Source organism: Candidatus Methanoperedens sp., from assembly GCA_027460535.1.
Lineage (GTDB): Archaea > Halobacteriota > Methanosarcinia > Methanosarcinales > Methanoperedenaceae > Methanoperedens.
In genome coordinates this window covers 73,538-90,926 of record JAPZAR010000004.1, presented here as the reverse complement: position 1 = coordinate 90,926, position 17,389 = coordinate 73,538, and the positions used below count along the sequence as shown (strand labels likewise).

Genomic DNA, 17,389 nt, shown 5'->3' with positions numbered 1-17,389 from the left:
CCTACTTCGCCCTCACTATCAGCACAGGCCCATCCTTCCCGGTAATAATCACCTTTGTCTTGGCCTCGATACTCTCCTCTGACTTTGCCATCCAGTACTCTCCTTGGTACCGTACGTATCCGGTAGCCCCGGGCGTCATTTCATCTATGGTCTCGGCAATATCACCGACAACACCCTCCCCTATCACAGGTTTTTTCATTCTCACCTGCATCATCTTATAGATAGCGAAAGCAAGGAATCCCCCTAACACGACGGCTGGTGTAAGAAGGCTTATCAGCATCGTGGTCTGGAACTCAATAGAGTACATTCCCGGATATCCAACGGGTACAAGCAATACGCTTCCCAGGGCAACGCATACAATCCCGGCCACGCCTATGAGACCGAAGGTCGAAATGTGCAATTCGAACAGCAAAAGCGCCATTCCAAGCCCGATCAGGAAAAATGCCGCGATATTCACCGAAAAGCCAAGACCGATAAGCCCAAGGCTTATGGAGATCACACCGAAAATCTCGGCGCCGAAGCCCGGACTGGTAAGACCGAACACAAGTGAGTAGATGCCTACCAGAAGGAGGAGAGAAGCAAGGATAGGATTTGAGAACAAATCCAGGAGCACAAGCCGAAGCGATGGCGAGTAATAGCTGAAAGCGGCTCCCGAGGTCTTGAGCACCCGGCCTTTCACCCTCATCCCGTCAACCTTTGTCAGCAGGTCATCGATCCCCGGCGAGACAACCTCTATCACGCTCATGTTCTTTGCCTGCTCTGCATCCAGGTTCAGGTTCTTAGTAACAAAATATCCTGCCGCAGTCACATTCCTTCCGTGCTGCCTGGCTTTCTCTTCCGCAAGCGCCACAACCGCATTTACGATCTTGTCCTCAGTGATCGGTTTAAGACCTTCTGACGTCACCTCTACAGGCTGGGCAGACCCGATTATCGTGTTGGGGGCCATTGCCGCTATATCCGTGCCAAGGAGAATGAGGGTGCCGGCCGACCATGCAGTAGCCCCTTTCGGATACACGTAGCCGATTACCGGTATTGGTGATGCGTCGATGTCTTCAAGGATCCTTTTTGTCTCATCGAGTCCCCCGCCGGGGGTGTTAAGGGTGATTATCAGTGCCTGCGCATTCGCAAGCCTTGCACTTTCAAGCGCCTCGATTACAATACCTTCGCTTGCCGAAGTAATGGTATCCTTCAGTTCTACTACCATTACCTGTGCATTTGCTGCCGGAATGAGAAGGACGGCAAACAAAAAGACAAAGGCAGGTAATGATCCCATTACTTTTCAGCCTTCGTGAAAGCTCTTGTCAGTCCTGCAATGGTGCCTGCATCAGCTCCCGGCCCGCCTGTTGTGACCACTATCATGTTCTTCTCACGTGCGATCTCGGCAAGTGTCTGCAGTTCTCGCAATTTCATGGCAATGGGAACTTTCTGGTATAATTCGGCCGCTTCCATCATCTTCTGGCTTGCCTGGAATTCTCCCTCCGCAAGGATGATCCTGGAGCGCCGCTCTCTTTCGGCCTCTGCCTGTTTCGCAATTGCCCGCATCATCGACTCCGGCAGGGCAACGTCGCGTATCGTGACAGCCGTGATCTTGATACCCCAGGGTTCCGTTGCCACATCAAGGACTGCCTGGAGTTTCTTATTCAATTCTTCGCGCTTCGCCAGCAGGTCGTCCAGTTCGATCTGCCCGAGGATGTCCCTCAGCGTTGTCTGACCAAGCATGCTTGTGGCTATCCTGTAATTCTCAACTTTTGTAACTGCAAATGTGGGGTCCACGACCCGATAATAAATCACCGCGTCCACGTCCACGCTGACGTTATCCCTGGTGATTATGGTCTGCTTTGGCACGTCTATCGTAATTATCCGCAGGTCTACCTTCACGGGGCTATCTACTATAGGTATAATGAGGAATATACCAGGCCCTTTCGCCCCGAACAGTCTCCCCATCCTGAAAATCACAACTCGCTCATATTCCCGAACAACTTTAATCGATTGTGCAAGAATAATTACTATCACTACTACTGCAATCATTGTTGATATTATATCTACCATAAAATCCGGCACCCATTTTTAATTGGATTAAGTTAGATAAATAGTTTGGTAGTATCATTCAAATGGCATTTGACGTTTGGCAATGTTCGGGGAATCTGAACCCAAAAAAGAAGCCTTTGCAGAAAGAAAATAGTTGTTTGGGTGGATGGTGGTATCTTTTTTGCTGCAAAGGCCCAATCATTATTTTAGGTTAATGATATAAAGACTTTATTGATGAAAAATGCCTCATACGGGATGGGACCTGATCTTCTCCACTACCAGAACCTCATCGCGGAACCCGAACACGTGCAAATTCCTGCTTCCGGTCAACCCATCCTCCAGCTCCTTCCTGACCTCCCAGTATTCTATCGGATCGATATCAAAGCGCAGGACGACTTTTCCGGCTTGTTCTTTTTTCAGGATCTTCTTAATCTCAGGTATATCCCTTCCCGTCTTCCCTAAAACCATGTATCTATCCTTAAAAAAAGGTGAGTCGATCAGCCGCGATGATGTCAAAAGAGTGCGCTTTTCATTCCCGTCATAGTAAAATATTTCATATCCCTCAGATGCCAGAGTTTGAGCCAGTTCATTTTGGAGCTCAGCCTTCACAACAGAAGGTTCAGGTTCATAAACATATTCTCGCAGGGAACCTGTTTTAACCGTCGGGGCATCAGAAGAACAGAGTTTCGCTTCACATGGAAGAACAATCGCACTTCGTTCGCATCGTTTAAGAGCCCCAAAATACAGCGTCAGCCTGTTGAGCTGGCCGTTTAACGAAAGATACTCCCGCTCGCAATCCAGGGTTATTCGTGAGGGCGGCATCTGCGGCGGGGCATGGAATGCAAGCTCTTTTGTGATATCAGAGTAAAGCCTCAGTATTTCAGTGATCGGCGGCTCAAGGTTCTCAAGCGTCCTCTCTTTTTCTGATAATGGGCGGGCCGGATCAGAAAAGACGATGTTTGCATCCCACACTTTCTCTTTCGTGCTCCTTGAAAGGGCATCACCCAGTATGAATTCCACATTCTTCACATTGTAGAGTTCACAGTTCCTTCTTGCGTACTCAAGCTTATCGGGATTCCTCTCTACGGCATAGACCTTTCTGCATTCCCTCGCCAGAAAAATAACCTGTCCCCCGATCCCGCATCCCAGGTCTGCGATTATATCGGTCTTTAACCGCTTCGCAATGTATCCTGCAACAATTTCAGGGGTGGCAAGCTGCATTCCCTCTTTATTTGAAATAACAGGTTTCGTGAATTTTATAGTACGTTTATCCCGGGTCATTAATAACTAATCCCAAAACTCTTTTTCCACGAACTACCGTCTTTTTACTTTAAAAATATATATCAATAAAATTATTACCACCCCTGCAATAACCAAGGTTGTATCCCTCATCTTTGATACCATTACTGTCACTGGCTTTGTGGCATTGGTTGCTGTTATGTTATCAGATGCCTGAGAAGAAACATTTACGACTTTAGCAGACATATTCCTTGTAATATTCACCAAAACCTCTCCCCTGTCCCTGGATACCTGTTTAAAAAATCCCGCTAACTCCGTATGATCTGTGACATTCTTAGTGACATTATCCATCCCCCTGGTGTTTGCTGCATCAACCCCGGCAGGCATGCTGATGGTAATCGGGGATTTTGCCTGCCCGAGGAACCAGATACTGTTTGCATTGAATATGCTGTCCTTGAACCTGTAGGTTACATCGTATTTATTTACAATAATATCGGTAACATGGGTTTTCCCGATGATATTCGGTGATAATTTCGAATCCACATCGAACACCTCGATACCAGAGGTATGATTATTTATCCTGACATCAAGTTCGCTGTCGATTGACTTTCGAATATCCTTACGTATCTCTTTGTCAGCCAAAAGCAACTCCCAGGCATTGACAAAGCTGTCATTATTTCCAAGCTCAGTATCTATACCTATCCTGTAAGACATAGAATCCATGCCCGAAAGAGTCTCCGTGTAACTCCATGTCATGTTGTGCTCATTTATGGTGATATTGTTTACCCATAGATGCCCTGCGCTTGCTGTCCCGGCTGTCAGAACTATAAGCGCGATCGCAAAAAAGATCTTCATCCCGTGATTACCTCGCATCCGTCCGCTGTAACTATGATCGTATGCTCGGCCTGGGAAATAAGCCCGCCTTCGATCTCTTTCAATATGGGATAGGGCTGAATGATATTCGCCTTGACAAGAGCAAGCATTGCAAAATCGATCCGGTCCCCGAGCCATCTTTTTGCAAAGGGCAGGGTCTTATAAGTCTCTATCTTCTGCAGCAATGCCCTGGCCGCCGGAAGCCGGACAGGCCTATTCGAGACGAGATGATATATCTCGGCATTCCCGGCATCGTAAATTTTTCCTCCGCCGTCAGTAGCGAAGGGCTCAATGGCAACTATGTCACCTTCTTCAAGCTCCACGCCATGCGGCAGCTTCTTGTTGGGAATAGATGGTGGTGCATGCTGGATGTACTGCGCAAGACCATGACCTGTTAGATTGATTATTGGTTTGTATCCAAATGATGTTATAGCATTCTCTATAACGCCTCCTATATCAGATGTATTGACCCCCGCGTGGATGAATTTCAGCGCATCCGAGAGCGCTGTCTCGGCTGCCTTCACGAGTTCCGGATTGCCGGAGAGATCGACCGTTACTGCGGTATCCGCAATGTAGCCATCGATATGCACCCCGATATCCAGCTTCACCATATCCTTCCCAAAAACTGCCTTATCGTTAAAAGACGGGGTTGAATGTGCGGCTTCATCATTTCGGGAAATATTAACAGGGAACGCTGGTTCTCCTCCTTTCTCCCTTATCAGGTTCTCAGTGAACTCTGCGACCGAAAGCAAACTTGCGCCCTCTTCCACCTTTTTCATGGCCTGCGCGCGGACCTCGGACAGGATTTTCCCTGCTCGCCGGTATTTCTCTACATTTTCTTCTGTCTCTTTCATTCCAGCACCAGATTCTTCTCGAACATAGTTAAATTCTTGCATCCGCTCCGGGTCACAACAACCACGTCCTCAAGCCTCACCCCACCTATTTTTTTGTAATATAAGCCGGGTTCAACTGTGACCACGGCGCCTGCTTTTAATTCCTTCCCGCTCTCGCCCAGGTTCGGGCCTTCATGGATATCAAGTCCCACGCCATGCCCTGTCGAGTGGATAAAACCTTCTGTGAATTCACCACTTTTTCCCCTTCCAGTCTCATACCCTCTCTCTTCCAGCACATCGCATACGATATTGTGTATATCGCTTCCGTTCACACCTGCTTTTATCTTGGCCAGGGCGGCAACCTGAGCCTGTTTCACGGCCGAATACATGTCCCTGAATTCCTCAGCCGGCGCACCGCGCATCACGGTCCTTGTCATATCCGAATAATATCGCTCTTTTTTTGTGCGCGGTACCATGTCTATGACTATGGGTTCATCTGCGAGCAGTTCACCTTCCCCCTGCCAGTGCGGGTCGCTGCTTCCTTTCCCGCAGGCGATTATGATATCCCCCGCTTCGCAGCCCTGCGAGAGGAGAGACATTTCTATCATTGCCCCGACATCCTCCGTTCTCAGGGGGACATTCTCCCCCCACAGCGTCCCGTTCTTTATCCTTGCTTTTTTTATGGCCCCTATGCCCTCTGCCAGTGCCTTTTCCCCCGCCCTCTGGGCTTTTTCGATGGCTCTGATCTCATACTCTTTTTTCACCTCCCGCATATCGCGAAAAGGACTTTTTATAGGTATTACATCAAAACCTTCCTTTCTCATGCAATCCGCAAGATGCACTGGAAAATTATATGGCACCGCGATCCGTTTTAAGTTCTCAGATCGCAGGAATTCACAGATCATCTCACAGTAAGCAGCTTCCGCATCCCTGGATTTCCTTATTTTTTCCATTATCCCGTATTTAGAGGATGAAATCACATCCTTGACCCTTGATTCATTCTTTGCCCTCCCCTTTTCCATATCCGAGACAAGCAGCTTTTCACTTTCAGAATTCAGGTATATGAAAGAATCAACAGCCAGGAACCCGGTGGCATAATACATATCCGCATTGTGCGCGCTTTCAGCGACCATCAGGAAGGCTTCAGAGCCGGGAAGATTGAGTTTCATTGAATCACTTAAAGGAAATGGTAATACATATTACTTAGCTTTTTTTAGCGATCTTTATAGCTACGAAATATCCAATCATAATGAGAAATGTTTGTACCAACCGTCCTCTTTTTTCAATCTCTTTCTCACGTTTTTTTATCTGTTCATTTAATTTCCACAATTTCTAACTCAAACGGTCTAACTAACATCAACTTTAGTTTTAACAGTCTTATCAGACAATGTACTAAATTTATTGGAATAGATAAGATAATACTTACCTGCTGGTACGCTTGCAGTAATGCTACCTGTAGTCATCTGTCCTGAATCATAATATGCCGATACACTATGACCGTTAATCCAATTGATGTATGAAGTTTCATCGAGAATGAGAATTTCTATATCATTACCACTGCCTCCAGAAGCTGAAAATTCTCCAGATATACTTGCCTGCGATGGAACAGAAAATTGATAATAAACATATTTTCCTGCTCCCACTGAAATATCACCATTAACGATATTTTGATGGATAGGCGACACTGAAGTACACCCAGATGTTACAACCGCAATTATTATGAAACTAAATAATAATACCTGTTTCAATATCCCACCTCAATTTTAACATGCGATGAAGGTATATTAAAGTAACGAAGGAACCTTATTTTCCAGCGAATGATGAAAAGTAATGGTAATGCATACCTTTCCTTCGCACTCGTACTCAGCTTATTTTAAATATCGAACTCTTCGGAAAATCTTTAGTTTATTAAGCCGCTATATTGGACCAGGAGCATAGACGCCAATGCCGCATACGGAACGGAAAGGTTGTCATGTTTGCTGACAGCATCTGCCAGCATCCCGAAAAAACTCCCGATTATCGCTATGGGACCTGCAAAATAGAACCCGGCTACTGAGGCAACTATGAAGCCAGATAATGTACCTTCCCATGACTTATTTTCGTTAAATGGAAGACCGTGCCTGCCATAACTTTTTCCTATGGCACCAGCAAAACCATCACCCACCGCCAGGATCGCAATTGCAGCAAAACATATTCTCTCATCTATGAAAAACGATAGGGATAGAAGAGACAAAATCGAAATAAAATACGAAAACGGTTCTATTGATAAACCTTTCAGCTCATTTTCCCTGTACACCCGTAAAAGAAAATCCCGGCTGATCTTTGGTTTCAAAGCTTCGAGCGCAAGATAAATGCAAAATCCGACCAAAACGAGTGCCAGTGTCTGGATTTTTCCTATTGTCCCGGCAGCTACCGGGATCAGGACGCCCAGGATATGGATTATCTTTCGAAACCGCATGCGCCTATTTTGACCTGGCGGCTATTAAAACCCGTTTCCTGTTTAATATTGCGGATCACTTTGAATAAACATTATTTCCAAAACAATAAAATATCTGCGTTCATCATGCCGAAACCCTGCGGGTTCTCGACTCCGCGCCCACGTATTGCGAAGCAATACGTGTACACGCCCTCCAGAGGCGTGACTCTGGGCGCCTTTATCTGCGGTTTTTTTCGTCGAACCCTCAGGATGGCCTTATTAAATCCTGAACCATTTACCAATGACCGCCTTGGCTGCATCAAATCCCCCGTCATAATAAATTGCAGCTATCAATGCTTCCAGCGTTTCAGCGAGGACTTTTGGCTCTTCATCCGCTCTCTGCTTTTTCTCTCCAACACCCAATTTAATGGCTGGTCCGATCCCAAGCTGCCGACCTATTTCTGCAAGTCCCTCCTCTCGCTCTAGATCTTTTTTCTTACTGGTTATCTCATCCCTTGTATTGCAACCCGATTTTATCAACAGATCTACCAGTGCCAATTTCAACACCGCGTCACCAAGAGTTCGATATATTTCCTGGTCTTCACACTCTTTATTTTGCTGCTTTAGTTCGTTTGCGTAAGCTTTGCGCGTCAAAGCCCGGTTTAAATAATATTCATTTTTGAAAGAATATCCAAGAATCTCTTCAGGTATCATTGCATCCCAGCATTCTAAATTTATAACATCCCCACGTATTAAATGTTATTGCAGGTTTCTGTGTCATACACTTGAATTCTAACTCCATCAAGAGCGTCTGTTCATCAATAGTACATGGGCATTTATTGCGGCTCTTCACATTCCCATTCCAGATGAACCCTCTCAATTATTGAGACTTTTTAATCTCTTCTGGAAAAAGGAATATTACCATAGGTAATCAACCACAGAGTCGGCTATGAACTGCGGTTCATAAATGAACATGAAAAAATACATATTAGTTGCCCTGTTTTACTAATATCTGGTATGAGCAGAGTAGACCAATCTGTGTCTGGGTCTTGAACTCGTCACAGAGTCTGGTTAACATTCTGCGAATAAATGAATGTACCTTAGAGTACGGATACCAGAATGTTCCATATAATTCATTTCTCTGCTCATATCAGAACCCTTTAGTCAGGGTGAATAATCTATGAATATACGTGTAGAAAAAGCTTGTGGAATAGATATGCATCAAGCGTTTTTAATGGCAACGATGCTTGATCTGGCTGGTACAAAAGATACCAGGAGATTCAGTACATGTGTAGAAGATTTACTGAATCTGAGAGAATGGATAGTAGATAATAAATGTCAGAGAGTAGCGATCGAATCAACTGGAGTCTATTGGATTCCAACACATACATTATTGGAAGGTAAAGTTGAAACAATAATTGCGAATCCATTACAGATAAAGAATATTCCGGGACGAAAGAACGATACTCTTGATTCTGAATGGATAGCTGAGATTTGCCTCAACGGTCAAATAAAACCATCATATATCCCTCCAAAAGAAATACGAGAGATCAGGGAATTGACAAGATCTCATGTAAAATTAACTCAGTCAAGAACAGTTTTCAAAAACAGAGTTCATAAAGTATTATCTCGTGCAGGAATTCATATTTCAGGAGTCCTTACAGACATATTTGGAAAATCTGGAAAAATTATCCTGAACGGGATATTGAATGGAAGAACCATTGATCAAATATTTGTTGAAATCAAAAGCAAGAGGATAAAAATTAAGAAAACAGAAATAAGGACCTCACTGAAAGGAGAATTAAGTCAGAACGACATTTTTGTAATAAAACAATGTCTTGATTCAGTTAAATTTCTCGATCAGAAAATCAAAGAATTTGACTCAAAGATCAATCATAATTTGAAAGGAATGCAAAAAGAAATGGAAATACTGATGAGCATTCCAGGTGTAGGTTTTACAACAGCGGCTGCTGTAATGGCTGAAATCGAGAATATAGATGTTTTCTCTAAACCTAAGAAACTTGTAGGTTGGAGTGGACTAGCTCCTTCAATTAATGAATCTGCAGGAAAATCTTCAAATGGACATATTACTAAAAAAGGAAATAAATTTTTAAGGACAGTCCTTGTTCTGGCAGCTAATTCCATCGCTATTGGAAGACCTAATAAGCTTAGGATTTTTTATCAAAGAATCAAGGCAAAAAAAGGTCATAAAAAAGCAATTGTTGCTCTTGCAAGAAAGCTTGTAAGTATCATACATCACCTGCTAAAGTTTAAGGAAACGTATTCGGAAGAAGAGGGCAAACAAAAGAAATTCAAACTTCCAAAATTTATTCCAGTGAAAGACTTTAGTATTGATGATATGATTGGAATACTCTGTGAAGCGGGGTATTCTATCAATAAAAGTGCGGCAAACGCATAGAAAATAAAGATGATATCATCCTGATTGACCGTAGCTATTAGCTGTAGCTTTATATTTGAGATGAAAAATAAAGATTACTTTAAGTATTATTTTATTGCTTTAGTTGGAAAATTCTTTAAGTTATAAAATCTATTTTAAAATTGTTGCTTCGTTTGCTCATTTTAGCCGGTTGAAGTTGTCCCGTTTTTCATACCAGCACACAGAGAGCACAGAGCTTTGCCATTTTTTCATTTTGTGCCCCACTGTCTTCGTTTGAAGGTTATAATGCAGTCACAAGCATCGGAATAGGTTCTGAACCTTATCACGGCAGGCTTCAGCTTCTTCATCCCGTCCAAGGTCATCAAGAGCCCAGCTCTTCAAACTCCATACCCTCGCATCTTTTGGGTTAATTTCAATAGCCTTATCATAGCAGACTAAAGCTTCTTCCTCCCGTCCAAGGTCATCAAGAGCACTGCCCTTATCAACCCATGCCTTCTCATCTTTTGGGTTAATTTCAATAGCCTTATCATAGGTGGCTAAAGCTTCTTCAAGCCGTCCAAGGTCATCAGGTTTGCTCAAATTTTGTAAATAGCCCAATTTGATGAACAAAGCTATCAATTTTTCTTCGGCGTTATTTGGACAATCGTAAGATAAAACTGCTGCCAATGCTTCAAATGAGCGAGCTAATTCTTTGGTCGAGTAGATAGAACGTGGAATCCGTTGATTTTGTTGGATATAAACCATCTGTTCACCTAATCCAATTTTTTCTGCTATCTTTCGCCAACCATTTTCGTTACCAACTAACCCCTGTTTTAATGAATCCATTTGTCCGAGATTAAAATTATCTTTATGAAACAAATATTTTCGCACGATATATTCAAGATATGAATCGCCTAAAAACGCAAGTCTTTCTGGCTTACGAGTCCCTTTAGTTCTATTGTCGTTATAATGCGTCAAAGCTTCATCATAATCTTCAATATACTTTTCATCAATCTCAATGTTAAATTCTTTTTTGATAAAATTTCTTATTTGGACTTTTCTTACTTCTTCCATAGAGTACCATCACCTTTTACTGACAACCAGGATAATGGTCAGAAACCGCTATTGTGCTATCATAAGGTTAGGCAGGTTGAGGATTGAGAAGGTTTAATCCCTTGCATCCATTTAAACCTTCTTTGCTCCCAATCCTCAATCTGCATTGATGTCTATGTCATTCTAAATTTTCTTTAGTTTTTCAACGCCTGCCTTCTTTACATTGGGCTTATTAATCTTGGCAGGCATCCAGGAAGGTTTATTTTTCGGTGCAGAAACGAGCACTTTCCATCCTTTAAATATATGGACTTTCTTTGTTCCTCTTTCCCTTAGTCTTATTTCGGCAGGATTTGATTTTGTTCCTTTGCTGCGGTTAGCTGCTTTCAATGCTGCTTGTCGTGGCTGACTTCCTGAAAATACTCCAGTCTCTTTACCGTTCTTTGCTCTTAAAACAAAACTTCTTCCCATTATTTTCTTACTTCTTGTTTTCGCCATATTTTCATACCCTGACAACATTCCGTTGTCTTATCATTAATTTATTATTATAATATATAAGTTTTGCTAAGATACTGTCGCCATGCACACTGATTTGTAATCTGCTGCTACTGATGCTCCTGCATTTTAGCACCCATAACCAAAGCCTGCTCAACCCACACAATATCTCTCATGACCAGAACCACCTTATCCCGTAGTGGATAACTTTCTTTCGAATTCTTCAGAAGCTCGCCATATTTCTGATACTTGTTAATTTCTACTGTATAGGGAGCAGGGTCTTCGATTATATTTGGGTCAAAGCCTTTTCTATCAAGGAGCTTCATGACTTTATTTCTCTCCCCTGCAGTTGCCATTTTGAACCTGTAACTTGCCGTTTCATAATATGGTTCAAGTTCCCTGAATAGTTCAGGGTCATCGAAAAAGTGTTTGAAATAGTAGGCGCCGCTGATTTTGAAGATGTTTATGCGGGGACGCTTTTCAGTTATATCGAAGGTAGGCATGACTCACATATTAATATGGTCTAAAGCTAGTGGTTCTTTTTTCAGTCTTTCTTTTATTCCGACAGTCCTTGCACCTAATTGGCTCACTGTATCCCTTCTCTTCAAAGAATTGTTGCTCGCCTTCTGTGAAAATGAAATCTTTGTTACAATCAATGCAATATATTTTTTTATCTCCCATACTTAATCCTCCAGGTCACAGAACTCTCAGATAAATAAATGTTTTAATGCCTGTCCTGCGGTATAAACGCAACCTACTCCACTCAAATGCTGTGCAACTCTCATGCAACAGTTAAGTTCAGACAGTTAAAACTCCCGTCAACGCAACACAACCCGAAAATATCTTTCCTTTATTGCAAATTAAGGCGTTTATTGAAACGTCATTATTTTTCTATATTTTATCGGTATTTAATTATAAAGAAATTAGAAATAAGTAATATGGGGTTTAGCATAATTCGTTTCAGTTTGTATTAGTTCGCTGTCTTTCTGAATATTTTTGTTTTTTTCATGTTCATTTATGAACTACAGTTCATGGCAGACTCCGTGGTTTTCAAACCAGAAAATAATAAAAAGTCTCCAATTATTTAACCAGAACATTTTTATCTGAAAAAACATTCTGAGAGAGAATATGAAGGTGCTTTTAATCGGAAGCGGAGGGCGGGAGCATGCCATCGCGGAGGCCATAGCCCGGAGCAAGAAGAACCCGGAGCTTTACGCTGCAATGAGCAAGAAGAACCCTGGCATAGCACGGCTGTGTAAAGATTTCCTGCTGATAAAAGAGACTGATAGAGCCATTGTTGATTATGCGCTTTCAAGAGGCATAGAACTTGCAATCATCGGCCCCGAGACGCCGCTTGCAGCTGGAATATCGGATCTGCTCTGGGATGCGGGTATCCCTGTTGTGGGGCCACGGCGCCTCGCAGCGCAGATCGAATTTGACAAAGCCTGGACTCGCAATTTCATGAAGAAGTACAACATCCAGGGCTTACCCCAATTCAAGGTTTTCAGAAAAGGCGATGCAGGCACGGATGAATACATAGATGAGCTTAAGGACGTCGTCATAAAACCAGCTGGCCTGACAGGCGGCAAGGGCGTGAAGGTGATGGGTGATCACTTCGCAATTGACGGCGCAAAAGAATATGCCAGAGATGTATTGAAAAATGATGACCTTGTAATTGAGGAGAGGCTCATAGGCGAGGAATTCACGGTCCAGGCATTTGTCGACGGCAGCAATCTTGCGTTCGCTCCCGCAGTCCAGGACCACAAGCGAGCGTACGAAGGGGATAAAGGCCCAAATACCGGAGGAATGGGATCCTACACAGATTCAAAAGAGATCTTGCCATTCATGAAAGTTTCGGATTATACTGATGCTAAAAAGATAATGAACGATGTGGTGTGCGCCATAAGGACTGAGACCGGGATCCCTTACCAGGGTATCCTTTACGGCCAGTTCATGGCCACCAAAAAAGGTATTTCTGTCATAGAGTTCAATGCCCGTTTCGGCGACCCTGAAGCCATGAATGTGCTCCCCCTTCTCAATAATGATTTCCTGGAGGTATGTAATGCTATCGTGAACGGTCAGCTGGACAGAATAAAGGTCACGTTCAGAAAGCAGGCCACGGTATGCAAGTACGCCGTACCTGCGGGCTACCCGGATAATCCAATTCGGGATTCGGTGGTGGAAACAGGGAACAGCGGGGACGCGCTTCTTTTTTATTCGAGCGTCTACGAGAAGGACAACAAAGTGTTCACCACAGGTTCGAGGGCACTTGCCATCCTGGGTATCGCAGGCACCATCAGAGAAGCCGAGAAGAGGGCAGAATCTGGCCTATCCGGCTTAAAAGGCCACCTGTACAGCAGGCATGATATTGGAACTGATGAACTCATTAAAAAAAGGATACTTCACATGGAAGAACTGAGAGGGTCCTGAATATCTAATCAGGGCCCTCCTCGTATCGGCCAGATGCCGTAATAAGCATTCAATATCAGGACTGCTATCCCTGCGATAACTGCGACTGTGACCACGGTTTTTGGGTCTATCTGAAAAGCCGTCTCCTCTGCATCATAATATCTCATAAGGCCTGCAGAGGACATCAGGCCGCTGCCTTCTTTCTTTTTTGCCATGAATCCTCTTTGATGTCTTTATACCATTTGAATTTATCGCAAAATTACCCTTTAATGGCATCGGAAATTATAAGTACCAGTATTTCTTACATATAACTAATAGAATAGGATAAATCTTAGAGCAGGTAGAAAATAGATTTTGTTCGTAAAAATACGAAAAAATGTTAGACTATTATGGATTTCAATGTTTTGGCAAATGAGTATGGGGAAAAAAGATACGGGATGATTAAATGGCTAATGGTAGCCCTGCTTTTAACTGCGTTCGCTGGAGAAGCAATGGCTGCCGATCTCACGAAGATCCAGTGGGAACAGGGGATTTCCAGCACGCTCTACAGGGATCAGGTGATTACCTACAATGGATATACGGCAAAGGTCGTGATGTTTCCTCCACCTGTGGAATCCGACAGATATAAAGCAGTTCCCGATGAACCTGTTGAACCCTATGTGGGGTTGAATATATCAAAAGACGGCGTTTTTATCAACACAACTGTATTAGGACTGGCGGATTCGTATGTGTCCCCGGACGGCAACGTGAAGATCACGGTAAAAAAGCTGCCCTCAAAATACGGTACTGAATGGCTTTTTGAAAGTTACAATCCATGGGTGGTGCTCGAAATGGACCCAAGAGGGGAGCCTGTCCTTGGCATAACCGCTGATACCGAACAGGATGAATACACATCCTCGCCTTCCACTGAAATCGTAGCAGTAGTAACGCTGGAAAATTCAGGCACGGCTGACGCCATCAACGTTGATGCGAACCTTGAGACCGAACTCCAGGTAAAAAGGGGAAGTTTGAATTATCATTTTGACAAGATTGGGATAGGAGAGACAGTCACCAAGACTGTCACTTTCTTCTCACCTGCGGTAACAGAACAGAGAACCGTCAGCATATTAGCAAATATCAGTGGATATGATGTCATGGATAATTTCTATAATTCTGAGTTCGAAAGGACTGTTACAATATCGGGAGAATCTCCGGTGAGCCTTTCCATTAGAAAAAGCGCAAATGATAAGGCCTATCTGAAAGACAATATAATGGTCTCACTTTCCCTGACAAATGGAGGTAAGTATGACCTTAAAAACGTGAGTATTACTGATTCCGTTCCCCCCGAATTTAAACTTTTGAATAATAATTCGCTCCATTGGGTCATTGATATTCCTGCAGGCGGATATTGGGACTTCCATTATCTGTTAAAACCTCTGACGCCCAACAAAGATGGAATTGTAATGACATCTGCAATGGCTGAGTTCAGGCAACAGAATGAATATTATTCCATACAATCAAACCATCCCGTGGTCATAATCTATGGACCAATGATCGCCGTCACAAAGAAGACAGATGTTTCAGAAATCAGCCCGGGAGATACGGTCACCGTCACGGTAGAGGTTGAGAATACGGGAAGCACTCCCACGAAAGTCACAATAAATGATACGCTCCCCGAGTCTACAACGCTGGTAAACGGCAGCACAGAGTTCGATGCGTACCTTCAGGCAGGCGAGCAAGCAGCTTTCACCTATGCGATCAAAATAAACTCAAATGGGCCTGTCAGGCTCCCGGGAGCCGTGGCTGAATACTATGAACTTGGCACCAAAGGCGGAAAGGTGAGGTCTGTGAGCCCGGAACAGGAAATCGGGATCAGGGCTCCTGAAGTACAGGCAACCCCCCAAAAAACAGAACCTCCCGAGATTATAGTTACGCCTCCCCCTGAGGTCACAACCCCGACACCACCTCCTTCAACTCCTGCTCCCAAAAAGCCTGAGATTGGACCGCCAAAAAAACCCGTTGTCATACAATTACCAAACGTGTCCTCACCTGAGATCGAGGAACTATTGAACTTCATGCTGGGCTGCCAGAGCGGAAATAATGGTTCTACCATAATCAATAATGCCTGCACATTTTACAATTCGAAAAATGATTCCTCCAACCAATAAAAGGGAGACTTTTCCATGAACGAAACCTTAATATCTACAAATGAGCTTTTAAAGGAGCGGTGATCCGATGAAAGTATATATCTGTGAGAAGAGTTGCTGTCCGGCAGTCGAAGTCGCCGGAGAGGATGTTTTGATCGGCGAAGGCTCAAATATTGTACGTCTGAAAAAGAACGAATGGAACAGTCTGGTGCAGAAAATCCAAACGGGTGAACTTCATCCTATCTGAATTTGAAACCTTTTTTTCCCACAAGGGGCACGAAAACGACGCCTCCTTTGGCCTCTTTTTTCAGTCCGTCAATTTTTGTCACCAGATAAAGTTCCTGGAAAAATCTACCCACAGGGATTATTAGCTTCCCACCTATCTTCAGCTGATCCGTCAAAGGCTCAAGTATATCGGGAGATGCGGCAGCAACGCTGATCCTGTCATAAGGTGCAAAACGCGGAAGACCCAGGGAACCATCTTCTACGAGTACGGTCACGTTCGTTATACCCGCTTTTTCCAGGTTATCACGGGCAAATAAAGCGAGGGACTCTATGACTTCGACCGCATAAACATGACCGCTGCCTGCAAGTATCCCCATTACGGCCGCATGATATCCAGAACCTGCTCCTATCTCAAGCACCTTCATCCCATCCTGGATATCCAGAAGGTCGCACATTATGGCAACCATATGCGGGGCAGATATCGTCTGCCCGCAGCCTATAGGCAAAGGGTAATCTGCATATGCATTACCCCGCTCATTTTCAGGTACAAAGAGGTGCCGCGGGACGCGCCTCATTGCATCCAGCACACGATCGCTTATGGCATGCTGTCTCAGTTCCTCTATAAGCCTGGCTTTTTTTGTCTCAAACTCCATACCGACTCCCGCTTTTTGATCTTGATACGTTCCCCTCCTTTTGAGATCCTTCTTGGTTCTTTGACCCCCGAATCGGCATAGATGCGCTTGATATCCTTTGCAGCTACCGCAATGCCTTTTCTGCTTTTGAAGCCGCCATCCCTTATCTTTATCCGTATGATCTTCAATTCACGATCGTTCACCCTGACTTTGTCTCCGATAGTGAATTCTTTCTCGCCTGGAACTCTCATCTCTATCGATTCCGTGGTCTGTCTGTGACTTATGGCAATCTTTACGACAACTTCATCAACTGCACGCGCCCACAACGTTTTTATTGTCCCGGCAGAAGCACCTTCTTTTCTTTTATCCCCCACTTCGATAGAGCTTATTTTTACCAGGTACGCCTCGCCTGAGACCTCATCATCGACGATCAGCTCGTCGTCGACTCTTATGATACCTGAAAGCAAAGTCTGCAAATGTAAGGATTTCTCTCCTTTACTTACTATAACCCTCACCGGCACTTTCCTGGGCTTTTTTTCCTTGTGGACCGAGCCGCATTCCTCGCATTGTAATAGGGGTTCATCTGTATCTTTCAACATAATATGAGAAACAGAAGCGTCTGGTGAACATGAGGGACACGGTGATTCGATTTTTTCCATAATCTCAAATTGGGAACAGAACTACAT

Annotated in this window: 20 protein-coding genes; 4 read left to right on the top strand and 16 right to left on the bottom strand. The window is 43.9% G+C overall.

Going from position 1 to position 17,389, the window contains the following annotated elements; translation table 11 throughout:
• Position 1 precedes the first annotated feature (1 nt).
• The 9 genes from O8C65_00675 to O8C65_00635 form a co-directional block, all read right to left on the bottom strand.
• On the bottom strand, positions 2 to 1,273 hold the full coding sequence (locus O8C65_00675; GenBank protein ID MCZ7355422.1) for a nodulation protein NfeD: 1,272 nt from the start codon (positions 1,271 to 1,273) through the stop codon (positions 2 to 4).
• Entirely contained in the window at positions 1,273 to 2,049 is a 777-nt protein-coding gene (locus O8C65_00670; GenBank protein ID MCZ7355421.1) for a slipin family protein, read from the bottom strand. Before O8C65_00670 ends, O8C65_00675 begins: the two co-directional genes overlap by 1 nt.
• 225 nt (positions 2,050 to 2,274) lie before the next feature.
• Positions 2,275 to 3,309, bottom strand: a complete 1,035-nt coding sequence (locus tag O8C65_00665; protein ID MCZ7355420.1) for a methyltransferase domain-containing protein — start codon at positions 3,307 to 3,309, stop codon at positions 2,275 to 2,277.
• Between the two features lie 33 nt (positions 3,310 to 3,342).
• Positions 3,343 to 4,122, bottom strand: a complete 780-nt coding sequence (locus O8C65_00660; protein ID MCZ7355419.1) for a hypothetical protein — start codon at positions 4,120 to 4,122, stop codon at positions 3,343 to 3,345.
• Complete coding sequence (gene map, locus O8C65_00655; protein MCZ7355418.1) at positions 4,119 to 4,994, bottom strand: type II methionyl aminopeptidase; 876 nt, start codon at positions 4,992 to 4,994, stop codon at positions 4,119 to 4,121. The genes O8C65_00660 and map overlap by 4 nt, the downstream gene beginning before the upstream one ends.
• Complete coding sequence (locus O8C65_00650; protein MCZ7355417.1) at positions 4,991 to 6,142, bottom strand: Xaa-Pro peptidase family protein; 1,152 nt, start codon at positions 6,140 to 6,142, stop codon at positions 4,991 to 4,993. The genes map and O8C65_00650 overlap by 4 nt, the downstream gene beginning before the upstream one ends.
• A gap of 177 nt (positions 6,143 to 6,319) precedes the next feature.
• Positions 6,320 to 6,721 carry a hypothetical protein gene (locus O8C65_00645; protein MCZ7355416.1) on the bottom strand — a complete coding sequence of 134 codons (402 nt, stop codon included), beginning with the start codon at positions 6,719 to 6,721 and terminating at the stop codon, positions 6,320 to 6,322.
• Positions 6,722 to 6,873: 152 nt separating this feature from the next.
• Positions 6,874 to 7,431, bottom strand: a complete 558-nt coding sequence (locus tag O8C65_00640; protein ID MCZ7355415.1) for a hypothetical protein — start codon at positions 7,429 to 7,431, stop codon at positions 6,874 to 6,876.
• Between the two features lie 237 nt (positions 7,432 to 7,668).
• The gene (locus O8C65_00635) at positions 7,669 to 8,103 is read right to left on the bottom strand and encodes a hypothetical protein (GenBank protein MCZ7355414.1); all 435 of its coding nucleotides are present in this window, start codon (positions 8,101 to 8,103) and stop codon (positions 7,669 to 7,671) included.
• A gap of 466 nt (positions 8,104 to 8,569) precedes the next feature.
• On the opposite strand from O8C65_00635, the gene O8C65_00630 reads away from it, so the two are divergent.
• Complete coding sequence (locus tag O8C65_00630; GenBank protein ID MCZ7355413.1) at positions 8,570 to 9,808, top strand: IS110 family transposase; 1,239 nt, start codon at positions 8,570 to 8,572, stop codon at positions 9,806 to 9,808.
• Between the two features lie 270 nt (positions 9,809 to 10,078).
• Here O8C65_00630 and O8C65_00625 read toward each other — a convergent pair whose 3' ends face one another.
• The 4 genes from O8C65_00625 to O8C65_00610 all read right to left on the bottom strand — a co-directional run bounded on the left by O8C65_00625 (position 10,079) and on the right by O8C65_00610 (position 11,992).
• Complete coding sequence (locus tag O8C65_00625) at positions 10,079 to 10,840, bottom strand: tetratricopeptide repeat protein (protein ID MCZ7355412.1); 762 nt, start codon at positions 10,838 to 10,840, stop codon at positions 10,079 to 10,081.
• Positions 10,841 to 11,002: 162 nt separating this feature from the next.
• Positions 11,003 to 11,314: a non-histone chromosomal MC1 family protein gene (locus O8C65_00620; GenBank protein ID MCZ7355411.1), complete on the bottom strand. Its 312-nt coding sequence runs from the start codon at positions 11,312 to 11,314 to the stop codon at positions 11,003 to 11,005.
• A 107-nt stretch (positions 11,315 to 11,421) separates the two neighbouring features.
• Positions 11,422 to 11,814, bottom strand: a complete 393-nt coding sequence (locus tag O8C65_00615) for a hypothetical protein (GenBank protein MCZ7355410.1) — start codon at positions 11,812 to 11,814, stop codon at positions 11,422 to 11,424.
• A gap of 10 nt (positions 11,815 to 11,824) precedes the next feature.
• Positions 11,825 to 11,992, bottom strand: a complete 168-nt coding sequence (locus O8C65_00610) for a zinc-ribbon domain containing protein (GenBank protein MCZ7355409.1) — start codon at positions 11,990 to 11,992, stop codon at positions 11,825 to 11,827.
• Positions 11,993 to 12,439: 447 nt separating this feature from the next.
• Between O8C65_00610 and purD the strand changes: the two genes are divergently transcribed.
• Positions 12,440 to 13,741 carry a phosphoribosylamine--glycine ligase gene (purD, locus tag O8C65_00605; protein ID MCZ7355408.1) on the top strand — a complete coding sequence of 434 codons (1,302 nt, stop codon included), beginning with the start codon at positions 12,440 to 12,442 and terminating at the stop codon, positions 13,739 to 13,741.
• An 8-nt stretch (positions 13,742 to 13,749) separates the two neighbouring features.
• Here the strand turns inward: purD and O8C65_00600 are convergent, their stop codons facing one another.
• Positions 13,750 to 13,935: a preprotein translocase subunit Sec61beta gene (locus O8C65_00600; protein MCZ7355407.1), complete on the bottom strand. Its 186-nt coding sequence runs from the start codon at positions 13,933 to 13,935 to the stop codon at positions 13,750 to 13,752.
• A 222-nt stretch (positions 13,936 to 14,157) separates the two neighbouring features.
• Here O8C65_00600 and O8C65_00595 point away from each other — a divergent pair, with 222 nt between their 5' ends.
• Positions 14,158 to 15,867: a hypothetical protein gene (locus O8C65_00595; protein MCZ7355406.1), complete on the top strand. Its 1,710-nt coding sequence runs from the start codon at positions 14,158 to 14,160 to the stop codon at positions 15,865 to 15,867.
• Positions 15,868 to 15,934: 67 nt separating this feature from the next.
• Positions 15,935 to 16,093: a hypothetical protein gene (locus O8C65_00590; GenBank protein ID MCZ7355405.1), complete on the top strand. Its 159-nt coding sequence runs from the start codon at positions 15,935 to 15,937 to the stop codon at positions 16,091 to 16,093.
• Here the strand turns inward: O8C65_00590 and O8C65_00585 are convergent.
• The gene (locus tag O8C65_00585; GenBank protein MCZ7355404.1) at positions 16,086 to 16,724 is read right to left on the bottom strand and encodes a protein-L-isoaspartate(D-aspartate) O-methyltransferase; all 639 of its coding nucleotides are present in this window, start codon (positions 16,722 to 16,724) and stop codon (positions 16,086 to 16,088) included. The genes O8C65_00590 and O8C65_00585 overlap by 8 nt on opposite strands.
• Positions 16,691 to 17,362 carry an HVO_0476 family zinc finger protein gene (locus O8C65_00580; protein ID MCZ7355403.1) on the bottom strand — a complete coding sequence of 224 codons (672 nt, stop codon included), beginning with the start codon at positions 17,360 to 17,362 and terminating at the stop codon, positions 16,691 to 16,693. The genes O8C65_00585 and O8C65_00580 overlap by 34 nt, the downstream gene beginning before the upstream one ends.
• Positions 17,363 to 17,389: the final 27 nt, after the last annotated feature.